This window comes from Bradyrhizobium sp. SEMIA (assembly GCF_014844175.1).
In the GTDB taxonomy this organism is placed as follows: Bacteria; Pseudomonadota; Alphaproteobacteria; order Rhizobiales; family Xanthobacteraceae; genus Bradyrhizobium; species Bradyrhizobium arachidis.
This window is the reverse complement of the sequence record NZ_CP046601.1, coordinates 9,589,995-9,605,763: the sequence shown is the minus strand read 5'-3', so window position 1 is coordinate 9,605,763 and position 15,769 is coordinate 9,589,995. Positions and strand designations below refer to the sequence as shown.

At 58.6% G+C, this 15,769-nt stretch carries 16 protein-coding genes and 2 pseudogenes; 8 read left to right on the top strand and 10 right to left on the bottom strand.

Features of this window, described 5'->3' with window-relative positions; all coding sequences use genetic code 11:
- Positions 1-302 precede the first annotated feature (302 nt).
- The gene (locus FOM02_RS46225; RefSeq protein ID WP_035730730.1) at positions 303-563 is read right to left on the bottom strand and encodes a DUF6894 family protein; all 261 of its coding nucleotides are present in this window, start codon (positions 561-563) and stop codon (positions 303-305) included.
- 68 nt (positions 564-631) lie between these two features.
- Positions 632-982, bottom strand: coding sequence for a response regulator (locus FOM02_RS46220; protein WP_027565166.1), 351 nt, complete (start codon positions 980-982; stop codon positions 632-634).
- Positions 983-2,895: 1,913 nt separating this feature from the next.
- On the opposite strand from FOM02_RS46220, the gene FOM02_RS46210 reads away from it, so the two are divergent.
- On the top strand, positions 2,896-3,303 hold the full coding sequence (locus tag FOM02_RS46210) for a hypothetical protein (protein WP_027565162.1): 408 nt from the start codon (positions 2,896-2,898) through the stop codon (positions 3,301-3,303).
- 194 nt (positions 3,304-3,497) lie between these two features.
- Here FOM02_RS46210 and FOM02_RS46205 read toward each other — a convergent pair whose 3' ends face one another.
- From FOM02_RS46205 to FOM02_RS46185, 5 genes are all read right to left on the bottom strand, one after another.
- Positions 3,498-3,671: a hypothetical protein gene (locus FOM02_RS46205; protein ID WP_156950911.1), complete on the bottom strand. Its 174-nt coding sequence runs from the start codon at positions 3,669-3,671 to the stop codon at positions 3,498-3,500.
- A complete protein-coding gene (locus FOM02_RS46200; RefSeq protein ID WP_084335169.1) occupies positions 3,672-3,851 on the bottom strand; it encodes a hypothetical protein in 180 nt (59 codons plus the stop codon).
- Positions 3,852-3,895: 44 nt separating this feature from the next.
- Positions 3,896-4,066, bottom strand: coding sequence for a hypothetical protein (locus FOM02_RS46195; protein ID WP_167336553.1), 171 nt, complete (start codon positions 4,064-4,066; stop codon positions 3,896-3,898).
- A 139-nt stretch (positions 4,067-4,205) separates the two neighbouring features.
- The gene (locus FOM02_RS46190; protein ID WP_035730736.1) at positions 4,206-4,391 is read right to left on the bottom strand and encodes a hypothetical protein; all 186 of its coding nucleotides are present in this window, start codon (positions 4,389-4,391) and stop codon (positions 4,206-4,208) included.
- A gap of 347 nt (positions 4,392-4,738) precedes the next feature.
- Positions 4,739-5,971: a dienelactone hydrolase family protein gene (locus FOM02_RS46185; protein WP_027565159.1), complete on the bottom strand. Its 1,233-nt coding sequence runs from the start codon at positions 5,969-5,971 to the stop codon at positions 4,739-4,741.
- A gap of 337 nt (positions 5,972-6,308) precedes the next feature.
- On the opposite strand from FOM02_RS46185, the gene FOM02_RS46180 reads away from it, so the two are divergent.
- Complete coding sequence (locus tag FOM02_RS46180; protein WP_231164142.1) at positions 6,309-7,373, top strand: IS110 family transposase; 1,065 nt, start codon at positions 6,309-6,311, stop codon at positions 7,371-7,373.
- 606 nt (positions 7,374-7,979) lie between these two features.
- Here the strand turns inward: FOM02_RS46180 and FOM02_RS46175 are convergent.
- Positions 7,980-8,940, bottom strand: a pseudogene (locus FOM02_RS46175) (sulfatase-like hydrolase/transferase); the annotation flags it as partial.
- Between the two features lie 1,931 nt (positions 8,941-10,871).
- On the opposite strand from FOM02_RS46175, the gene FOM02_RS46170 reads away from it, so the two are divergent.
- Both FOM02_RS46170 and FOM02_RS46165 read left to right on the top strand, forming a co-directional pair.
- Positions 10,872-11,051: a hypothetical protein gene (locus FOM02_RS46170; protein WP_265441332.1), complete on the top strand. Its 180-nt coding sequence runs from the start codon at positions 10,872-10,874 to the stop codon at positions 11,049-11,051.
- 40 nt (positions 11,052-11,091) lie between these two features.
- Positions 11,092-11,304, top strand: coding sequence for a DUF6894 family protein (locus FOM02_RS46165; RefSeq protein ID WP_265441331.1), 213 nt, complete (start codon positions 11,092-11,094; stop codon positions 11,302-11,304).
- Here FOM02_RS46165 and FOM02_RS46160 read toward each other — a convergent pair.
- A complete protein-coding gene (locus FOM02_RS46160; protein WP_027561352.1) occupies positions 11,301-12,029 on the bottom strand; it encodes a Crp/Fnr family transcriptional regulator in 729 nt (242 codons plus the stop codon). The genes FOM02_RS46165 and FOM02_RS46160 overlap by 4 nt on opposite strands.
- A gap of 729 nt (positions 12,030-12,758) precedes the next feature.
- Here FOM02_RS46160 and FOM02_RS46155 point away from each other — a divergent pair.
- From FOM02_RS46155 to FOM02_RS46140, 4 genes and pseudogenes are all read left to right on the top strand, one after another.
- A pseudogene (locus FOM02_RS46155) lies at positions 12,759-13,209 on the top strand (Hsp20 family protein).
- A gap of 86 nt (positions 13,210-13,295) precedes the next feature.
- A complete protein-coding gene (locus FOM02_RS46150; protein ID WP_027561351.1) occupies positions 13,296-13,616 on the top strand; it encodes a hypothetical protein in 321 nt (106 codons plus the stop codon).
- A 10-nt stretch (positions 13,617-13,626) separates the two neighbouring features.
- Positions 13,627-13,821 (top strand): hypothetical protein, encoded by a 195-nt coding sequence (locus FOM02_RS46145; RefSeq protein ID WP_141263107.1) that lies wholly within the window; start codon positions 13,627-13,629, stop codon positions 13,819-13,821.
- Positions 13,822-13,867: 46 nt separating this feature from the next.
- Complete coding sequence (locus tag FOM02_RS46140) at positions 13,868-14,092, top strand: hypothetical protein (protein ID WP_265441330.1); 225 nt, start codon at positions 13,868-13,870, stop codon at positions 14,090-14,092.
- 374 nt (positions 14,093-14,466) lie between these two features.
- Here the strand turns inward: FOM02_RS46140 and FOM02_RS46135 are convergent, their stop codons facing one another.
- Positions 14,467-15,753, bottom strand: coding sequence for an NRAMP family divalent metal transporter (locus tag FOM02_RS46135; RefSeq protein WP_265441329.1), 1,287 nt, complete (start codon positions 15,751-15,753; stop codon positions 14,467-14,469).
- Between the last annotated feature and the right edge of the window lie 16 nt (positions 15,754-15,769).

Here is a 15,769-nt window from a genome sequence, read left to right as displayed (position 1 = left end):
CAACGCGGCCTGACTCGCCAAGTGTCCCCACCCGGAAGACTGAGCAAACGTCCCGTTGCCGAAAATTCATGTTCACTTTGGTACATAGGGTCGCAAGATCAGCGCGGGGTGATTCCATGCTGTCCATGATCCTAATCATGATTGCCATCGGTGGCACACTTGTAGGTAGTAGGCTCAACCGTAAATTCCCGAAGCCCGAAAACCAAAGGGACCGCTGGTCTGGTCCAGCGGCCCTTCCGGGTTTCCACTGACACGAAATGAAATTTTTTGGCGCTCCCGGACTCCCTATTTTTCCCGGAGCGCTACTGCTTGCTTGGTTGATTCTTTCCTTCCGCAAGCGACTCCTCAGCGATGATGCGAAGAACGAATAGCGGATTCCGGAATTGGTCCGTGACTTCCATGCGCCATTCGCGGCCGGGCTTTAGGTCGCCATCGAGCCCCTGCAGAATCTGCCCGGCCGTGACTGTGGCTTCTTTCCACGCCGCGCGATGATCCGCCAACTCTTCACCAACGTGGTCCGTGGTCGAACGCTCATGCGTAACGTTGAAAAAGTAGCGTGGCATTGTACATTTCAGCTTCCTATCGAAAGGTATTTTCGTAACGCTGCGGCTCTTTGATCCGTTCCCGCCCCTTAATCGCGCCGGAGAAGTTCAGCAAAGCAGCGTTCAAGTTGTTCGACCGTAAACGGCTTTTGCAACCACGGCCGTCCCCGGAATTCTTCGGGCACTCCAGACTCACCAAAGCCGGTCGCAAACGCGAATGGGATATTGCGCTTGGCCAGAGCCCTCGCAACCGGCTCAATGCCGTCACGCCCCAGCTGCACGTCTAGCAGAGCGATGTCAAAGACAGCGTTGTTCGCCTGCTCCAGTGCCGAAGGCAAATCCCCAACCTCCGCCGCCACCGTGTGGCCAAGCTCCGTCACCATATCTTCAACCATCATCCGGATGAGCGTTTCATCCTCGACCAACAATACCGAAGCCACGGCCCTCCCCCAAAAACCTACTGTCGTGTGATCTTCGTTGCGCTCGCGAATGCCCGAAGCGCTACGCCTCGAAGCTCACCCAAACTGCCTTGGCCTGCTTCGGCCGCTAGCAATAGCTGTTCGGCGATCACGCGTCGGCTCTCATGATCCCCGCCGTGCGGAAGCTCCCGGCAGGTCTCCTCCAGCACAACTTCCATATTCGTTTTCACCCGGTCAGACAGAGCCATCCCAGCTTCTCCGGCTTCAATGTCGGCGAGTTCCGGAAATATGGAAGCGAAGGGCCTTCTTAGTCAATATGACTTTGCGCTTCGGGTTAGCCACGTCCTACCATTCGGATTCTTTTGGGGAAGGCTGTTGCGTTTTACGGCCAAGAAGGCATCCTTATCCCTGAGCGCGGAGCCTCTGTGCTGCTCCTCCCTTGTTAGCGCATCGAGCCGATCCAACTGGCCCGCCAGCCCGGCAAGGCTCCGGGCGATGTTCTTCATCAGGAAGGCGCGGTCGGGGGAGGTGTTCGGGTTTTTGCAGAGGACTTTATACTGGCGTGCAAACTCTAAGCATTGCGCAGCGGAAATCATCTTGCCTCCGAGGGCCACAAAAAACGATGAAAACTCTTAACCTCTGGCTTTGTTCCAAAAACGAAAACTACTATAGAATGCACTTATCTCGGATGGCAACTTCAACTTTGCTAACGTGCGGAACGCAGGGCGCGCTCCGACTGGAAAAAGATAAAATTGTCTCTATTTGAGTGCCTATGCGATGGCGCTCTAGTTTTAGAGTACGCCCCGCTTCCGGCTTCATTGAGCGCTGCCTTCCAACCGTAGCGAAGACGGCTCCGGTGGGGCCGGATTGGGTGTACGCAATCAAGCACGACGGCTACCGGCTCATGACGCAAAAGCACGATGGCCGCGTGCGCGTATACACTCGGCGCGGAGCGGATTGGGAGCGCTTCCGCCGCGTTGTGCAGGCCGCCCCGCGATCAAAGCTACGTCCTTCCTGTTACGGTGAGGGCATCGTTTACGACGGCAAAGGCATGCCGAACTTCGCGCTTCTCCACTCTCACGACTAGGACCGCGAGGCATCGCTTGTCGCCTTCGATCTTCTAGAACTGGAAGGCACGGAGGTTCGCAGGCAAGGCAGCGAAGCGCTGAATTCCATGAGCGGCACGCTGCAGCTTACGGCCGGCGGTGCGAATGTTGACTCACAACTTTTCAGCAACATCCCGCAGAACGCGCAGAGTGCGCCTGAGGAGTTGTGGGACCAAAAACAGGTCGTAAACGCGCACCGTATCTCCACTGGGCTGAACGCATCGGCAGTAATGGAGGCAATTAAAGAAGGGGCGACTTTCGTAGTCGCTGACATTGGAATGCAGCCCGTTGGATCGATCCCGCGGAAAGGTTCGAATTTTGGAAGACGGAAGTGAAGTCACGACTTGCCGATAAGCCGATCTCGCTTGAAGACTTCCCTGGGGAGCACTGCTATTTCGCTTCGAAATGGCTGCTTGCTGATGGACTTCCATTGATTGTCCTTGAACGACACCACTGATTTGATGGCGAGGTCCGCTCAGGGTCAAAGGCTGCCGCGGCTGCCTTGCATGACCCTCTTCGGGTCACCGCTAGGAAGCAGACCTCGCGGCGCTCGGCGCCAGGTGGCGGCCACGGTCAATTCCGGACTTTCCTAACCGGCCGCGTAATCTTCGAACGACGCCATCTATTTCCCGGCTGCGTCAGGTGGCGTAGAATGTTACTGCCCCTTGAAGCGGGACGTGCCGAAAATCACCGCCAGGGCAAACGAGCAGTGCTATCGGCAGGCACGCTCTCTGGAGACCGTTCTTTTTCGGTTTCGCACCACCAGTCTCAACGAACTTTGCGTGTCGCATCTACGGCCGCAGGTTCAGTAATGTCGGGAGAAAAGCCATGAGCAGGGTCGATCGAAGATCCGCACTGGGTATCGGATTGGCAGTGGCTTCGGCTGCCATGATCAAGCCAGCCGCCGCACAGGCCACAAGCTACAAGGATACGACGCCTTGGCCAGGCGTCGTGGTGCGTGAATATGAAGGCGAGACACCATCCCTAATCCCAGGTTTTAAGACCGTCTCAATGCGCGATGTCATTATGCAGCCGGGGTCGAAGACCATGGGTCCCCCTATGATGAATGCTATGGTCTGCCATATCACCGAAGGGGAGCTTCGGCTTGACCAGGAGGGAAAGACCTTCACGGGCAAGAAGAATTTTGTCTGGACCTGCAACAAGGAGACAAAAGAACAGGCGTTCAACGATGGGAGTGTGGTCGCGATTATGCGAATTACGGACCTAAAGGCTTAACACTGGTTTTCGCAAGAGATCGATTGTAGAGCGGATGGCGCACGCGACGACGCGCCATCCGCGTGCAGGTACGGTTTGGGTCAAAGTTCGAATAACTCAGGTTGAGCCCGCTGCGCCGCAATGAGCGGACTCCGTCAGACCCGCTTCGCAGATGGGCAGCAGCCGACCAGAACCGCTGACGTAGCCGCTGGGTTCTATTTGGCTCTCAGGCTTTGAGCCATGTCGTCCTGCCCCTGCGCGAGCTTGTCATAGGCATCTGCCATCCGGCTGTATTGAGCCTTCGTTTCCGAATCTCGCATCAGATCACTCTTGGCACGACATTCTTCGGCTTGGTTGCGGTAACGCTTTGCGTTCGCCGAATGATCCATCTATTCACGATTATCCCGATGCGCCTTGCTTTCGGTGCGATACATCGCGCTCTCCATCACGGTGAGACGAAGGGCGCCGCGACTATGCAGTTGTTCGGCTTGCAAGGCGAGCTTTTCCTTTTGAAGAGCTTTGCTCTCTTCAATGGCAAGCTGAGCGCGAGCGAGAAGGGGATCAATCATCCGGCGATCATGGACGCGGAGAAGCCTCGTTCCTATTGCCTATGTTAACTTTCGGGATCTTCTTTCGGAAACGGCTCGTAGGTCTGACGACCGAGAAAGGTATCGGGCTGAGGCAGCTTGAGTACCTCCAGGGCTTCTCGAATGGTCTGCCGCACCATTTCGACGTGTGCGGCATCTTTTGGTGAGAGTTGATGAAAGTGACGGATGACCGGCATGGCGGCGCTCCCTGTTTTGCAGGCGGGAGCACGGCAGTGTCTCTCAGCCATCGACGCCTACGGCAGAGCCTCGGCCGATGATGTAACGACAATACCACCACAAAGCGGAGGTTCCTAGGGGAGTTACGGTTGTGAGCGATCACCTCAGCGGGCTTTGCTGCTCGGCTCTCGTAAGCGCGTTCAGCCGATCCAATTGACCTGCCAACCCGGTGAAGTTCCGCGCGATGTTCTTCATGAGGGAAGCGCCGTCGATGGACGTGCCCGATACTTGAGAAAGACCTTTGAAATGAGTTGCGAGTTCAACGCATTTTGCCGCCGTAATCATGTTCGGCTCCAGAATGAGAAATCGGTGACGTGCACCCGCTAAGTCTGAAACTGAAGTGTTGTTCAACCAGCAACAATGCTTCCGGGCCGCTGGCAAACGTCTTCACCGGGTCATGAGCGCCGTTTGGAAGATCGGCCGGTTGCTTCCGGTCTACCTCGATAAGCCGACAACTGAGGGCGCCGCCCGAACTTCGCATTCGGCCCAGAAGCCGACATCGGCCAAGCTCGACGCCGACATCCGTACTTCGTCAGACCTGCACAACAAAAATCCGAAGGCCTTCAATGAACCAAGTCCGCCGACCAGAGCGTTCAGCATGGTGTTTGCTCGGTCCACTCTGGCAAGCTGCTCTAGATTTTGGGAGCGCTCTCAGCCCAACGGGCCATCCTTGCGTTGGAAGGCAAGGACTCGTCAACAAGTTTTTTCGCGGTCTCAATACCGGCCACCGGCAATTTATTGGGATCTAGAAGCCCGATCTGGACCAGTACCGAGGCCTGATCCCAATAGATATGCTCATTGTAAAGCTTGTCGCCGCGAAAGCAGACGATCGCGACTAGCGGGATCTCGACGTATCTGCCGGTCGGAAATATGCCCGGTAACATCCAGTCGATCTCGGTGTCATGAGTGAAGCAGAACAACATCTCATCGACCACCCGGTCGGAGCCAATGGTGCGCGAGATCGGGATCAGTTTAGTGTCCTTCGGCGTCTTCGGGATAAAATGGTTTTTGTAGAAGCGCAGAAGGTCACTGTGGCCAACGCCGCCAGTCATGATTGGGATATGGTTGACGTAGGGTTCGGCCACCATCGTGCCCATAGTCGCTTCGGCCGAGCGTGTGGCAAATTCCAGCTCGGTGTGCTTGTCCCACAGTGACGAGAGATCGTAATGAGGGCCGAGGGCTTTACGGAACAGCGCGATCGAACGCGAGTGCGCCATCAAACTCGCCGGTCTGTTGAAACTCGCGCGCTCCGGCGCTGCGAAAGCATGATTGCAGCCCGGGTAAAAATAGAACTCGACATCCGGACGATTTGCAAAGGCCGATCTAGTTTGCGTCCGCGCCTCCGCGGGGGCAAGAGGATCGAGTTCGGCGTAGTGAAAGACTATGGGCCGCTTGATCTTCGAGGCCTCGCTGAGATAGGCCTCGATGCCAATGCCATAATAGGACACGGCACAATCGACGTCGGTGTGCACAGTAACGAGATAAGCGATTTTACCGCCGAGGCCGAAACCGAGTGCGCCAACCTTGCCAATCGTTTCCGGCCGCGCCCGCAGCGACTGTAATGCATCAGTGCAATCCTTGACTGAAAGATCGGCGTCGAAGCGCAGGGAATACTGCATCGCCTTGCTAAAATCGGCCTCGGCGCAGCCGAGATCAACGCGCGGGTCCATGCGCCAAAATAGGTCCGGCACGAGCACGACATAGCCTTCCTCGGCATAGTAGTCAGCGATGCGCATGGAGGGGGCGACGCCAAAGATATCGTGCAACAACAGGATGGCGGGACCTGACCCAGACGCGGGAATAGCGAGATAGCCCTTGAATGTACCGCCATCGGCGGCTTTGATGTCGATCCACTGTCCCGCCATTTCAACCCTCCACGACCTATGAAATGTGTCAGCGAAAGACGACATCTTGCCAACGTCGTCGCCGACGTCTGTGCCTACGTCCAGGTCGGATTTTACTTCGCAAGGCGATGTCGGCCGATGAGCCAATACTAGAAACGTGGAAGATTGCTACTCGAAAATCGTTGCCGGTGTAACACGCCGTCTCTCGTCCGAGCGCAAACGTAGTCCGTCAACCGAGATCACGATGAATGCTCAATTTTCCATGACAGAGGGAGTCTGCTAATGGGATGGTCCGGCCGTGCTCCGGCCCTGCCAGCACGAGAAGCTGGCAAGGGGCGCTCAAGACAAGGAGCACGCCATGTCTCGGAAACTCAACGCAGCGATCGCCGTGATCGGCATCGATATCGGCAAGAACTCGTTCCACATCGTGGGTCATGATCACCGCGGTGCCATCGTGCTGCGGCAGAAGTGGTCACGCGGCCAGCTGGAAACGCGGCTCGCCAACCTGCCGCCGTGCGTGATCGGTATGGAGGCCTGCGTTGGCGCCCATCATCTCAGCCGCAAACTCCACATGCTTGGCCACGACGCCCGCCTGATGCCGGCGAAATACGTGCGCCCGTATTCGAAGGGACAGAAGAATGACTTCCGAGATGCGGAAGCCATCGCCGAGGCGGTGCAACGCCCGACCATGAAGTTCGTCGCAACCAAGACCGCCGATCAGCTCGACCTTCAGGCGCTGCACCGCGTCCGCGATCGATTGGTCGGTCAGCGTACCGGCGCCATCAATCAGATCCGTGCGTTCCTGCTGGAGCGGGGCATCGCCGTGCGGCAGGGCCTGCATGCCCTGCGGTTCGAGTTGCTGGGTATCTTGGCGACACGCGCCGATGTGCTCTCGCCTCGCATGTTGCGCATCATCGAGGGTCTGGCGGAAGACTGGCGCCGGCTGGATGAGCGTATCGAGGGGCTATCGAACGAGATCGAAACACTGGCCCGTCAAGATCAGGCCTGCCAGCGACTGATGACGGTGCCTGGCATTGGCCCGATCATCTCGAGCGCAATGGTGGCCGCGATCGGCACGGGAGACGTGTTCTCGAAAGGCCGCGACTTCGGCGCCTGGCTAGGACTGGTGCCGAAGCAGATATCGACCGGCGACCGCACGATCCTCGGCAGTATCTCAAGGCGCGGCAATCGCTACCTGCGCGCGCTGTTCGTGCAAGCCGCGTGGGTTGTGCTGGTCAAGGTCAGGTGTTGGGAGCGCTATGGCCTCAACTCCTGGATCGAAGGCGCCAAGAAACGACTGCATCACAACGTGCTGGCGATTGCGCTCGCTAACAAGCTCGCCCGGATCGCCTGGGCGGTCCTCAATAAGGGACGCGCCTTCACGTGCGTCAAGACGGAGGAGACGGCGTCTGGATCTGCTTGATCCTCGCGCCGTGCGCGGCGCCGTCAAGGCGCAGCCTGGCCGCAGGAGAGCAAGCCGTCAGGACAGCACGACGGCCGGCCTTGACGGCGCCTTGCGCGCGGCGCGTCTGCGCGCGCAGGCCGGGACGAAGGAACGACCGCCAGGCACGAACAAAGGAACAGCGCGAAGTGAGGAGCTATCGATGACGTAACAACACCCTTACCTGCCGAGGTCTGCGAGAGGATGACACGACGATGGAGAATCGGTCTTCCCGACGCATGCGAACCCTGGTGACCCAAATGGCCCGGTCAAGGCCTGTCCGCTAACCAGATCACGTGCGCGCTGATATCCATGATGGCCCGGAGCACTCCGCTCCAAGCAGAGGCCGGATACATTGATGCAAGACCGTATCTACCGCATCGTCGAAATCTTCTTGCACCGCACGGCCGGACCATACATTTGGGTCAAAGGCCGCTCTCGGCGTCTCCACGATGGCTTTCCGCTCCGCCCTCGGAAGCGGACGGTGCGAGGCCAAGAGCGGAGGTCAGCCACGGGCCAGAAGGAGACATTTTTGGTGCAGCGTGGGGCGGCCGAGAGGCGGCCGCCCCGCCTTGACGATATAAATTTCTATTTCGCCATCGCCGTCCTGGCGGCCTCGATCTTGGCCTTCACAGCATCGAGGTTGAAGCTTGCGCCCTTCTGCATCGGCGGAAACTCGATCGCGGTCATGGCCAGTTTCTCGACCTCCTGCTGGACGAACACGAAGCGCCAGAATTCGTATTTGAACCAGTCGAAGTATTGCTGCGCGCCAAATTTGGTCCCGCTATCGGGCCAACCCGTCCGCTCGAACGGATCGAGGCGAAGGTTGATCAGGTAGGGAACGTCAACCTTGGTCTTCTCGCCTAGCCATCCCCCGGGCTGGTCGATGAAGCGATACTTGAAGTCGTCGATGCTCGCCTAGCCATCCCCCGGGCTGGTCGATGAAGCGATACTTGAAGTCGTCGATGCGCACGGCTCCCAGCTCGCTCTCGCCGAAGTACCAGATTTCGTGCCGGTTCGAGGGCCCTTTGCCGGTGATCATGTCCATCTGATTGTAACCGTCCAGATGGCACTTGTAGGTGCGGTCCCCAATGTGTTTGCCCTTCTTCAGCTCCTCGACAATGTTCGGGTTGCCGGCTGCGGCTAGCAAGGTCGGGAACCAGTCCAGCCCGGAGATGATACCGTTCTCGACCTTGCCAGCCGGCACCTTGCCAGGCCAGCGGATCATCGCCGGCGCACGGAAACCGCCTTCCATGACCGTGCCTTTGCTCTGCGCGAAAGGCGTCTGTCCGCCATCCGGCCAGGTGAAGACCTCTGTGCCGTTGTCGGTAGTGAAGATTACAATGGTGTTGTCATCCACGCCCATGTCCTTGAGCTTTTGCATGACGATGCCGACATCGTCGTCGAGCTGCGCCATGCCGGCTTCATGAATCGTCCAGCCGTTCTTGGAATTGCGCATCGCCTGATATCTTGGCGACAAGTGCGTGACGATGTGCATGCGGGTTGGATTGAGCCACAGGAAGAACGGCTTGTTGTCGGCCTTGGCCTTTGCTCGATCCTGTTGAAGACGCGTTCATCGATATTGCGGGCTCGGTAGACGCATGAGCGATGCACCCCGACCGTGAGCATACGCACTCGAGAAGCAACCGTCAGCTAGGTCGGGATGTTTCCTGCCGCGTGCGGCGCGCTGGACGCGATCGCCGATGCGCCGCGCATGTGCTACTTGAGCTGTAAGCGTGGAGCGGGCGTTAACGCAGTCATGATTGCGAGCCTCCGGAGCCTGGTGCTGTTGGCTTTTAGGCACTCTCCTTTCAAAGCACGGCGAGAGCTCTCATAGGGGCGGTCACCGGCCAGCATCCGACTATTCGCGAATGGGAACATCGCGGAAGTGTAACGCCACGAGAAAAAGCATCTTCCTGCTGAATCGAGCCGCTCATTTCAGAGGGCGGACGATCACATCGCAGCTCCGTGGCGGTATGTCAGCGAATGCAAGGCTCGGATAACGAGCGCGGGCGTGTTTCCCGCTCGGAACCGCTCGCCAGGCCGATGTCTATAGGTCTGGCTCGTCAGTTCATGCCTCGGAGAGTTCGTCATGCTCCACGCCGGCCCGCCAATGACGGCGACGTAGTGTTTCCTCGCACTAGGACGTTTGAGGTAGGCATAGGGCATGGAACGGAGCTGCTTTCTACAAGCAGCGATCAACCTGGATAAGCGCGGCGTATTTCATGCTCTTCCCGCCGCCGTTGCAGCGCGACTCCGCTGGCTTTTCTGCCTCGCCTCTAGACCAGGGGCGCAATAGAATCGGATACCCAAGCGCTCGACCGGCCAAGTACTCACCCGAGTGGTCTTGGGTTGTGAAAACTATCGCGACTTGAAGCCTCGGTCCCAATATTTCTTCCGCAGGGAGGCTGTGAACCTGCCCGTCTGGTCATGTACGCCACTCGCGTTCAGCACTGGTGGCCGATCGCGTAATTGCTCTGGCCGCACCAGCATGCGAGGCTTTCTCGGCTCGTCGCTCGTAGTCGTCGGCGAGAGCCTTGAGCTGGGCGGCAATCGCTCGGTCGGTCATGGTTTGGACAGCGCGGAGCAAGCTCTGTGCTATTTGTAAGTATTCCCTGCCTCGTTGTGAAATCTGGGAAGTCATCAAGCCCTCGCTCGGTTCTCTGGCGCCTGGTCTAAAGCGAGAAGCCAGGATAGCCAATTGCCATCACTCGCCCGACGAGCTCTGAAGCGATTGACGCACTTCTTGGAGCAGAGAGGGGTTCGCCACGAGTAGTGCCGGACGAGTCCAAACTTGCGATCACAAACTGCGCATCGTGTGGCTTTGCCAGATCCAGCGCTCTCGTTACCAGGGGTGCTTGTGTCCATGAGAGTTCTCGATTGAAATGAGTACCCGCACACCCCGAGGGCAGCCAAGGAGTGTGCGGGCATCGCTGACTTAGCCGATCGAGCTGGTGTTCGACTGCGCGAGCAGCTGCGTGACGGCAGCGGTTGAGGCTGATGACACCGGTTGGGGTGTTTGCCTTTGCGAACGCCCGGAGCTGCTTAACTTCCTGCTCGCTCCAGGGCTCACGCAAGCGGCGCTTGTACTTCGGGTTCGCTTTGCGCGGTCCCTTCTTGCCGATCGGTGAGCCGGGACGTTTCCACGATGCTTTTGCAGTTTCTGCCATAGTTCCTCCAAAAACTTAGAAGGCGCGAATCAGGATGTTTGTTCCTGATGAACGCACCGCGACGATCGGCACAACGTCCACCGATCGGTGGGAGATGAGCGTCTGGCTGCTTTGATCGGCCAAACCACTCGCACTTCCTACCAAATGTTAAGCATGGATCGCAGAGTGTGTGCCACGGTACCTTGCGGCGACGTCAACGTCGTACGCGTACTGGGACCCAATGTTTGACGCCAATGAGAGATAGCAGCTGTGGATTTAGACCGCTGGCGTCCGGTGATCCCTCACTCCGAAGGACTGAAAGGCCGTTGGGATGACCAACCTCAGGCAACAAATTGAAGATGCGGAGTCGAAAGCGGCAGAGAGCGAGCTGCTAGGCAATCTCTCGGCGGACGAAGAGGTGCGCATCTACAATCGCCGACTTGCCGTAGAACTCAAGCAGCATGCCGATAGGCTCCGCCGCCAGTTGAGCGCGGCTGGCAAAGGCGGCTGACGTCGAGGAACCGGAGGCAGAATCCGCTCGTTCTGTGTCGATGACACAGTATTCCTTCAAAGTCTCAAACGGCGAACTCTCCTACGAGACGCAAGAGCTGCCGGACGATGAGGCGGCCTGGCGTGAGGCCGTTAGAACGGTGAAAGACGTTGAAACCAATTTACACTCGGGCGGCGGCAGTTGGTCCCTTGTCGTCACGCGTGATGGCAATCCACTCTATCGGATCGACGTGCGCGCGCAGAAGTTCAGTTAGACTGTGGGACTGAGGTGAAGATAGGTCGCATCGAATCCTGCGAGATCTTCAATCTGCTGCGGCTCAAGGATCCGAAATTCGGATCGGCTTGCCGCGACCAATCCCTCTTTTCGAAGATATTGAAGAACCCGGTTCGTGTGCACCGTCGAGAGCCCCAAGCAATCGCTCAGATCGACCTGGGTGAGTGGCAGAGCAAATTCTCCGTCCCGCGTGTGCCCGATGGCCTTGAGCCGCTCATGGAGTTCAATCAGAAGATGGGCCATTCGAGGGATCGCCTCACGCCGCCCGACATTGACGATCCATTCCCTGAAGATCGCCGCATCAATCAACGTTTCGCGCCACAACGCAGCAGCCAGGTGGGGGCGCCGCCGGATGACCTCCCTTAGATCATCATGAGCGATAAAGCCCAGCGTGCAGGGCGAGAAAGTAATGAGGTCGTGGTCCATGACTTTGAGATGGAGACTTTGAAGGTCGGGTATTTCGCCGGGTATGTGGATCGACAGCACCTGCCGCAGCCCATCCGCAGTTATCTTCGAACGGAACGCAAATCCGTCGGCCAGTAAACAGCATTCATTTGGCCGATCTCCGTCGCGAACGATGAATTCGCGGGCATCAAGCCGACGCTCGCGAATCTGAAGGTTCTGAATCGCCCGGATGTCGTCGCCTTCGAGATAATTCGAAACCGTTAGTTTCGTGATCAATGCCGAAGCAAGATTGAGGGCCATTCGGAAGCTCCTTGGAGGCCCGAATGGCGCACCACTCCGACCTTACACAGGCGGGAGCAGATCTACTCTCGACACCAGCGCCCGATGATATCTGCCGGTGATGCAAGACAACGTCGTGTAATAAGATCGTTCCAGTGCCTGACATAGAGCAGATTAGCAAGTGAATTCATAACTTGAGCTTTTTTGGCGCAGCGCGCATCCAATTAGCTTAAGTTAACATGAGCCGGTGTGTTCGGTCGGCTGATGTCGCTCGAAGTGACGACAGCGCATGATCGATAACGCGAAGGCGCCGCCGAGGGCCGAAACGCGCAAGCACGGCCCCAAGCGCTTCCGGGGCTGGAGAGGAGCGGAGCGCTGGGGCCGCGAGCACGCCGAATCGGACAGCGCACCCAATCGGCAGCCTGTGCTTCGCAACAGGCTCACGCCCTACCAAATGTAACGACCCCACGATTAACTTGGGACATCAGATTTCTGGAACCATGCCGCCGTTTCCCCGTTTGGACTTGGCTTCTCACCTGTCCCAACCCTGCGGCTAGAAAGCCCAAGTAATAGCACGGCTCTGCTTTGCCCAAGGCTGGGGCCGTCTGATTTTCCGCCAAATCAAGCCGGACCCATTGCTGGGCCGCAAGATCCAGGGGACATTCCCTTTGGCAAGAGTCGCAGCACTAACCTCGATCTGCTTGCGCCAACCTCTTGAAATTGTTTCCGGGCTTCAACATTCTTTCGCTTATGCGCACTGTTGATTTTTCGCCCCTGTTCCGGTCGGCCATCGGGTTCGATCGTCTATTCGACCTCGCCGAAGCCGCGCAGCGGTGGGCGAGGAAACCTATCCCCCCTACAACATCGAACGTCTCGACGAGAACCGCTTCCAGATTTCGGTGGCGCTCGCCGGCTTCACGCGGGATGAGGTCGCGCTGACGGTCGAGCAGAACGTTCTCTCGCTTGAAGGCCACAAGAGCGAGAAGGAAGGCAAGACCTTCCTGCATCGCGGCATCTCGGCGCGCAACTTCAATCGACAATTCACGCTCGCCGATCATGTCGAAGTGGTGCCAGGTTCGAGAACGGCCTGCTCGTCATCGACCGGCAGCGGGAGATCCCCGAGGCGATGAAGCCGCGTCGCATCGCGATCAATGGTGCTGTCCCCAGTAACGTGACGGAGATCGAGTCCAAGGCCGCCTAAGGTCACTCAGCAGATTCAACGACCGGACCGCGCGGGACATTCCCCGCGCGGCAATCCTTCAACTCGTCTTAGAAACGAAGACAGCCATGCGGCCGACGACCGCTCTCAACGACAGTGTTGTCGATCTCAATACTCTTCTTCATCCCGGTGCGACCTTCGAACATCCCCGGGATGTCGTTTCCAATCGGACTCTGAGCCGTTCTGAAAAGCGCACCATCCTGGCTTCATGGGCATCAGATGCTTCAGCGATGGCGTCATGCCCCTCGCTGCGGGCGCCAAGCGGACTGAAGGCGCCGGTGACCATCGACGAGATCCTGAAGGCGTTGTGCGCGCTGGATGACGGTCCTCGGGATCCTCCCGGCGGCAAGCCGATGCGCCTCCGTTCCGTCGAGCGCGCTGCAGCCTAGGAGACGAGCCATGGAGGTCATTGATCGAATCGCTGAGCCCTCCGAGGGGGATATCGAACGCGGACTGCTCCAACAGATCGCCGAATGGAAGGCAAGGCGTGCGCACGCTCCGGCGACCCGCACGGCTGGCGGCGTGCGGGTTGAGCGGCGGCTCGGACGACGATCGGTAATTCCCAAACGCAGGTTTGATCCTGCTGTTCGTTGACGTTCAAAACCGAAAAGGACACGGAAGTCCGTCAGGAGTGACGAAGATGCTTGATGAGAAACTTGCCCGCATCCGTGCGCATCGCAACAATATTAACCGCAATCGACGGCTCGAGCGGACGATGCTGTCGGACATCGAGCGTCAATTCGTCGAACGGCGTCTTGCCGAGGAGCAGACCGCCCTCGAGGCACTGAGGTCCCGGACATTTTCCGTCACATTGTCCGTGCCGAGAGGATCAACCAGGCCGTCGAACATGGGGCCCGCCTCATGACAGGGGTCCGATCCCTTTTGATCCGCGGCCGCGAGAAGGTCATCCATCACTACCATCGGCTGCTGGCTCGCGCAAAAAACTGACGAGGAGCGCGAACTCCATCTGAGCCGCATCGAGCGCGAACATCGCGTTCTCGATCAGCTTCAACACAGTTTCTCGGAGCATTCCGTGGCATGACCTGTCAGAACGACAATGATCGATTCGCTTATTTCGACTTTTGGCTGAAGCGTCGTGGGCGCGACAGATGGAAGTGGTCCGTGTACGCGGTCGGCGGCGAGGCCGTATTGTCCGGCTCAGAATGCACCCGCGCGGGAGCGCGGTACAAGGCGGAGCGCGCCTTGTTCCTCCTGTGCGCGGGTGCCTGGCGAAAGCAGTCAACCGATGATCCAGCTCGCGACCAAACCCAACGTTGCCGCGAATATGGCCGAGACGGTCAACCAGCCAAGCGCCTTCATTCCGGCGCTGTTGACTTCGCTGCCCATCAGTCGGCGATCGCTCGTCATCAGGAGGATTAGAAGCAACAGTGGCGGGGTCGAGAAGCCCTGCACGATGCCCGAATAAATCAGCGCCTTCATTGGATTGAAGCCAAGGAAGTTGAGCAGGACGGCCGCAGCCGTGAAGCCGGCGATGGCGAGGTAGAATTGGTGGGCTTCCCTGGGGCGCACGTTGAGCGAGCTCTTCCAGCCGAGGGTCTGGCAGAGGTCATAGGCCGCGCCCGTGGTCATGACCGGGACCGCGAGGAACCCGACCGCGATAATTCCGATGCTGAAGAGCGCGGAGGCGGCATTGCCGGCCAGCGGTTTCAATACTTCGGCGGCTTGTGCCGCAGTGCTGATGTCACTCTGCCCTGCCTTGTGCAGCGTCGCCCCGGTCGAAAGAATAATGAAGTACATGATGACATTCGAGAACGCCATGCCGACCAGGATGTCGCGGCGCGATTGTGCAAGCTCCGTGCCCATGCCGGCGCGCCGCGCCTGCGCGCTCGTGCGACCAGCGGCAATCAGCTCCTCGACTTCGACATTTGACTGCCAGGTGTAGAGATAAGCCGATAGCGTCGTGCCGATCACCGCAACCAGGATCGACAGGAATTCCTTGGAAAACTGGATCCGCGGAGCGAACGTACCCCGCAGCACGGCCCATGGATCCGGCGACGCAAGGGCCGCCGATCCGACGTAGGCAAACAGCGACAGAGCCAGCCAGCGGAAGACGTTGCGGATGAGCGCATACGAGCCCCAGATCTGTAGCGCGAGGATGACGCCCGCAATCGCCGGGACCACGATGCCCTGCGGGATGGCCACGAACAGGTTGATCGTTGCAGCCATCGCGCCGATGTTCGCCCCGGCCTCGATGACGTTCCCGATTAGAACGCCGATCAGCGCCGGCCACATCAGCCATGGCGTGAAATGTTCACGGAGAACGGCAAACAGTCCCTTGCCGGCGACGCGTCCGAGCTTGGCCGACAGATAGACGACGGCGAACATCATCGGGAACGTCACGGGCGCCATCCAGAGGAAGCCATAGCCAAATTGCGCGCCTGAGCTCGCGTAGGTCCCAATGGCCGAGCAGTCGTCGTCCGCCGCGCCGGTTATGAGTCCGAGACCGAGGGCGCGGGAGAAACCCCTTGGTTTGTCGCTGGAATCGGGGGCATTCGTCGCATTCATGGCAGCCTTCGATCGC

Bases quoted from the DNA above. Each gene is read 5' to 3' on its own strand.
- FOM02_RS46210 (WP_027565162.1), top strand. From the start codon at position 2,896: ATGAGCAGGGTCGATCGAAGATCCGCACTGGGTATCGGATTGGCAGTG.
- FOM02_RS46225 (WP_035730730.1), bottom strand. From the start codon at position 563: ATGCCACGCTACTTTTTCAACGTTACGCATGAGCGTTCGACCACGGAC.
- FOM02_RS46185 (WP_027565159.1), bottom strand. From the start codon at position 5,971: ATGGCGGGACAGTGGATCGACATCAAAGCCGCCGATGGCGGTACATTC.
- FOM02_RS46165 (WP_265441331.1), top strand. From the start codon at position 11,092: ATGACACAGTATTCCTTCAAAGTCTCAAACGGCGAACTCTCCTACGAG.
- FOM02_RS46170 (WP_265441332.1), top strand. From the start codon at position 10,872: ATGACCAACCTCAGGCAACAAATTGAAGATGCGGAGTCGAAAGCGGCA.
- FOM02_RS46150 (WP_027561351.1), top strand. From the start codon at position 13,296: ATGCGGCCGACGACCGCTCTCAACGACAGTGTTGTCGATCTCAATACT.
- FOM02_RS46160 (WP_027561352.1), bottom strand. From the start codon at position 12,029: ATGGCCCTCAATCTTGCTTCGGCATTGATCACGAAACTAACGGTTTCG.
- FOM02_RS46135 (WP_265441329.1), bottom strand. From the start codon at position 15,753: ATGAATGCGACGAATGCCCCCGATTCCAGCGACAAACCAAGGGGTTTC.
- FOM02_RS46140 (WP_265441330.1), top strand. From the start codon at position 13,868: ATGCTTGATGAGAAACTTGCCCGCATCCGTGCGCATCGCAACAATATT.
- FOM02_RS46190 (WP_035730736.1), bottom strand. From the start codon at position 4,391: ATGATTACGGCGGCAAAATGCGTTGAACTCGCAACTCATTTCAAAGGT.
- FOM02_RS46200 (WP_084335169.1), bottom strand. From the start codon at position 3,851: ATGATTGATCCCCTTCTCGCTCGCGCTCAGCTTGCCATTGAAGAGAGC.
- FOM02_RS46145 (WP_141263107.1), top strand. From the start codon at position 13,627: ATGGAGGTCATTGATCGAATCGCTGAGCCCTCCGAGGGGGATATCGAA.
- FOM02_RS46180 (WP_231164142.1), top strand. From the start codon at position 6,309: ATGTCTCGGAAACTCAACGCAGCGATCGCCGTGATCGGCATCGATATC.
- FOM02_RS46205 (WP_156950911.1), bottom strand. From the start codon at position 3,671: ATGGATCATTCGGCGAACGCAAAGCGTTACCGCAACCAAGCCGAAGAA.
- FOM02_RS46195 (WP_167336553.1), bottom strand. From the start codon at position 4,066: ATGCCGGTCATCCGTCACTTTCATCAACTCTCACCAAAAGATGCCGCA.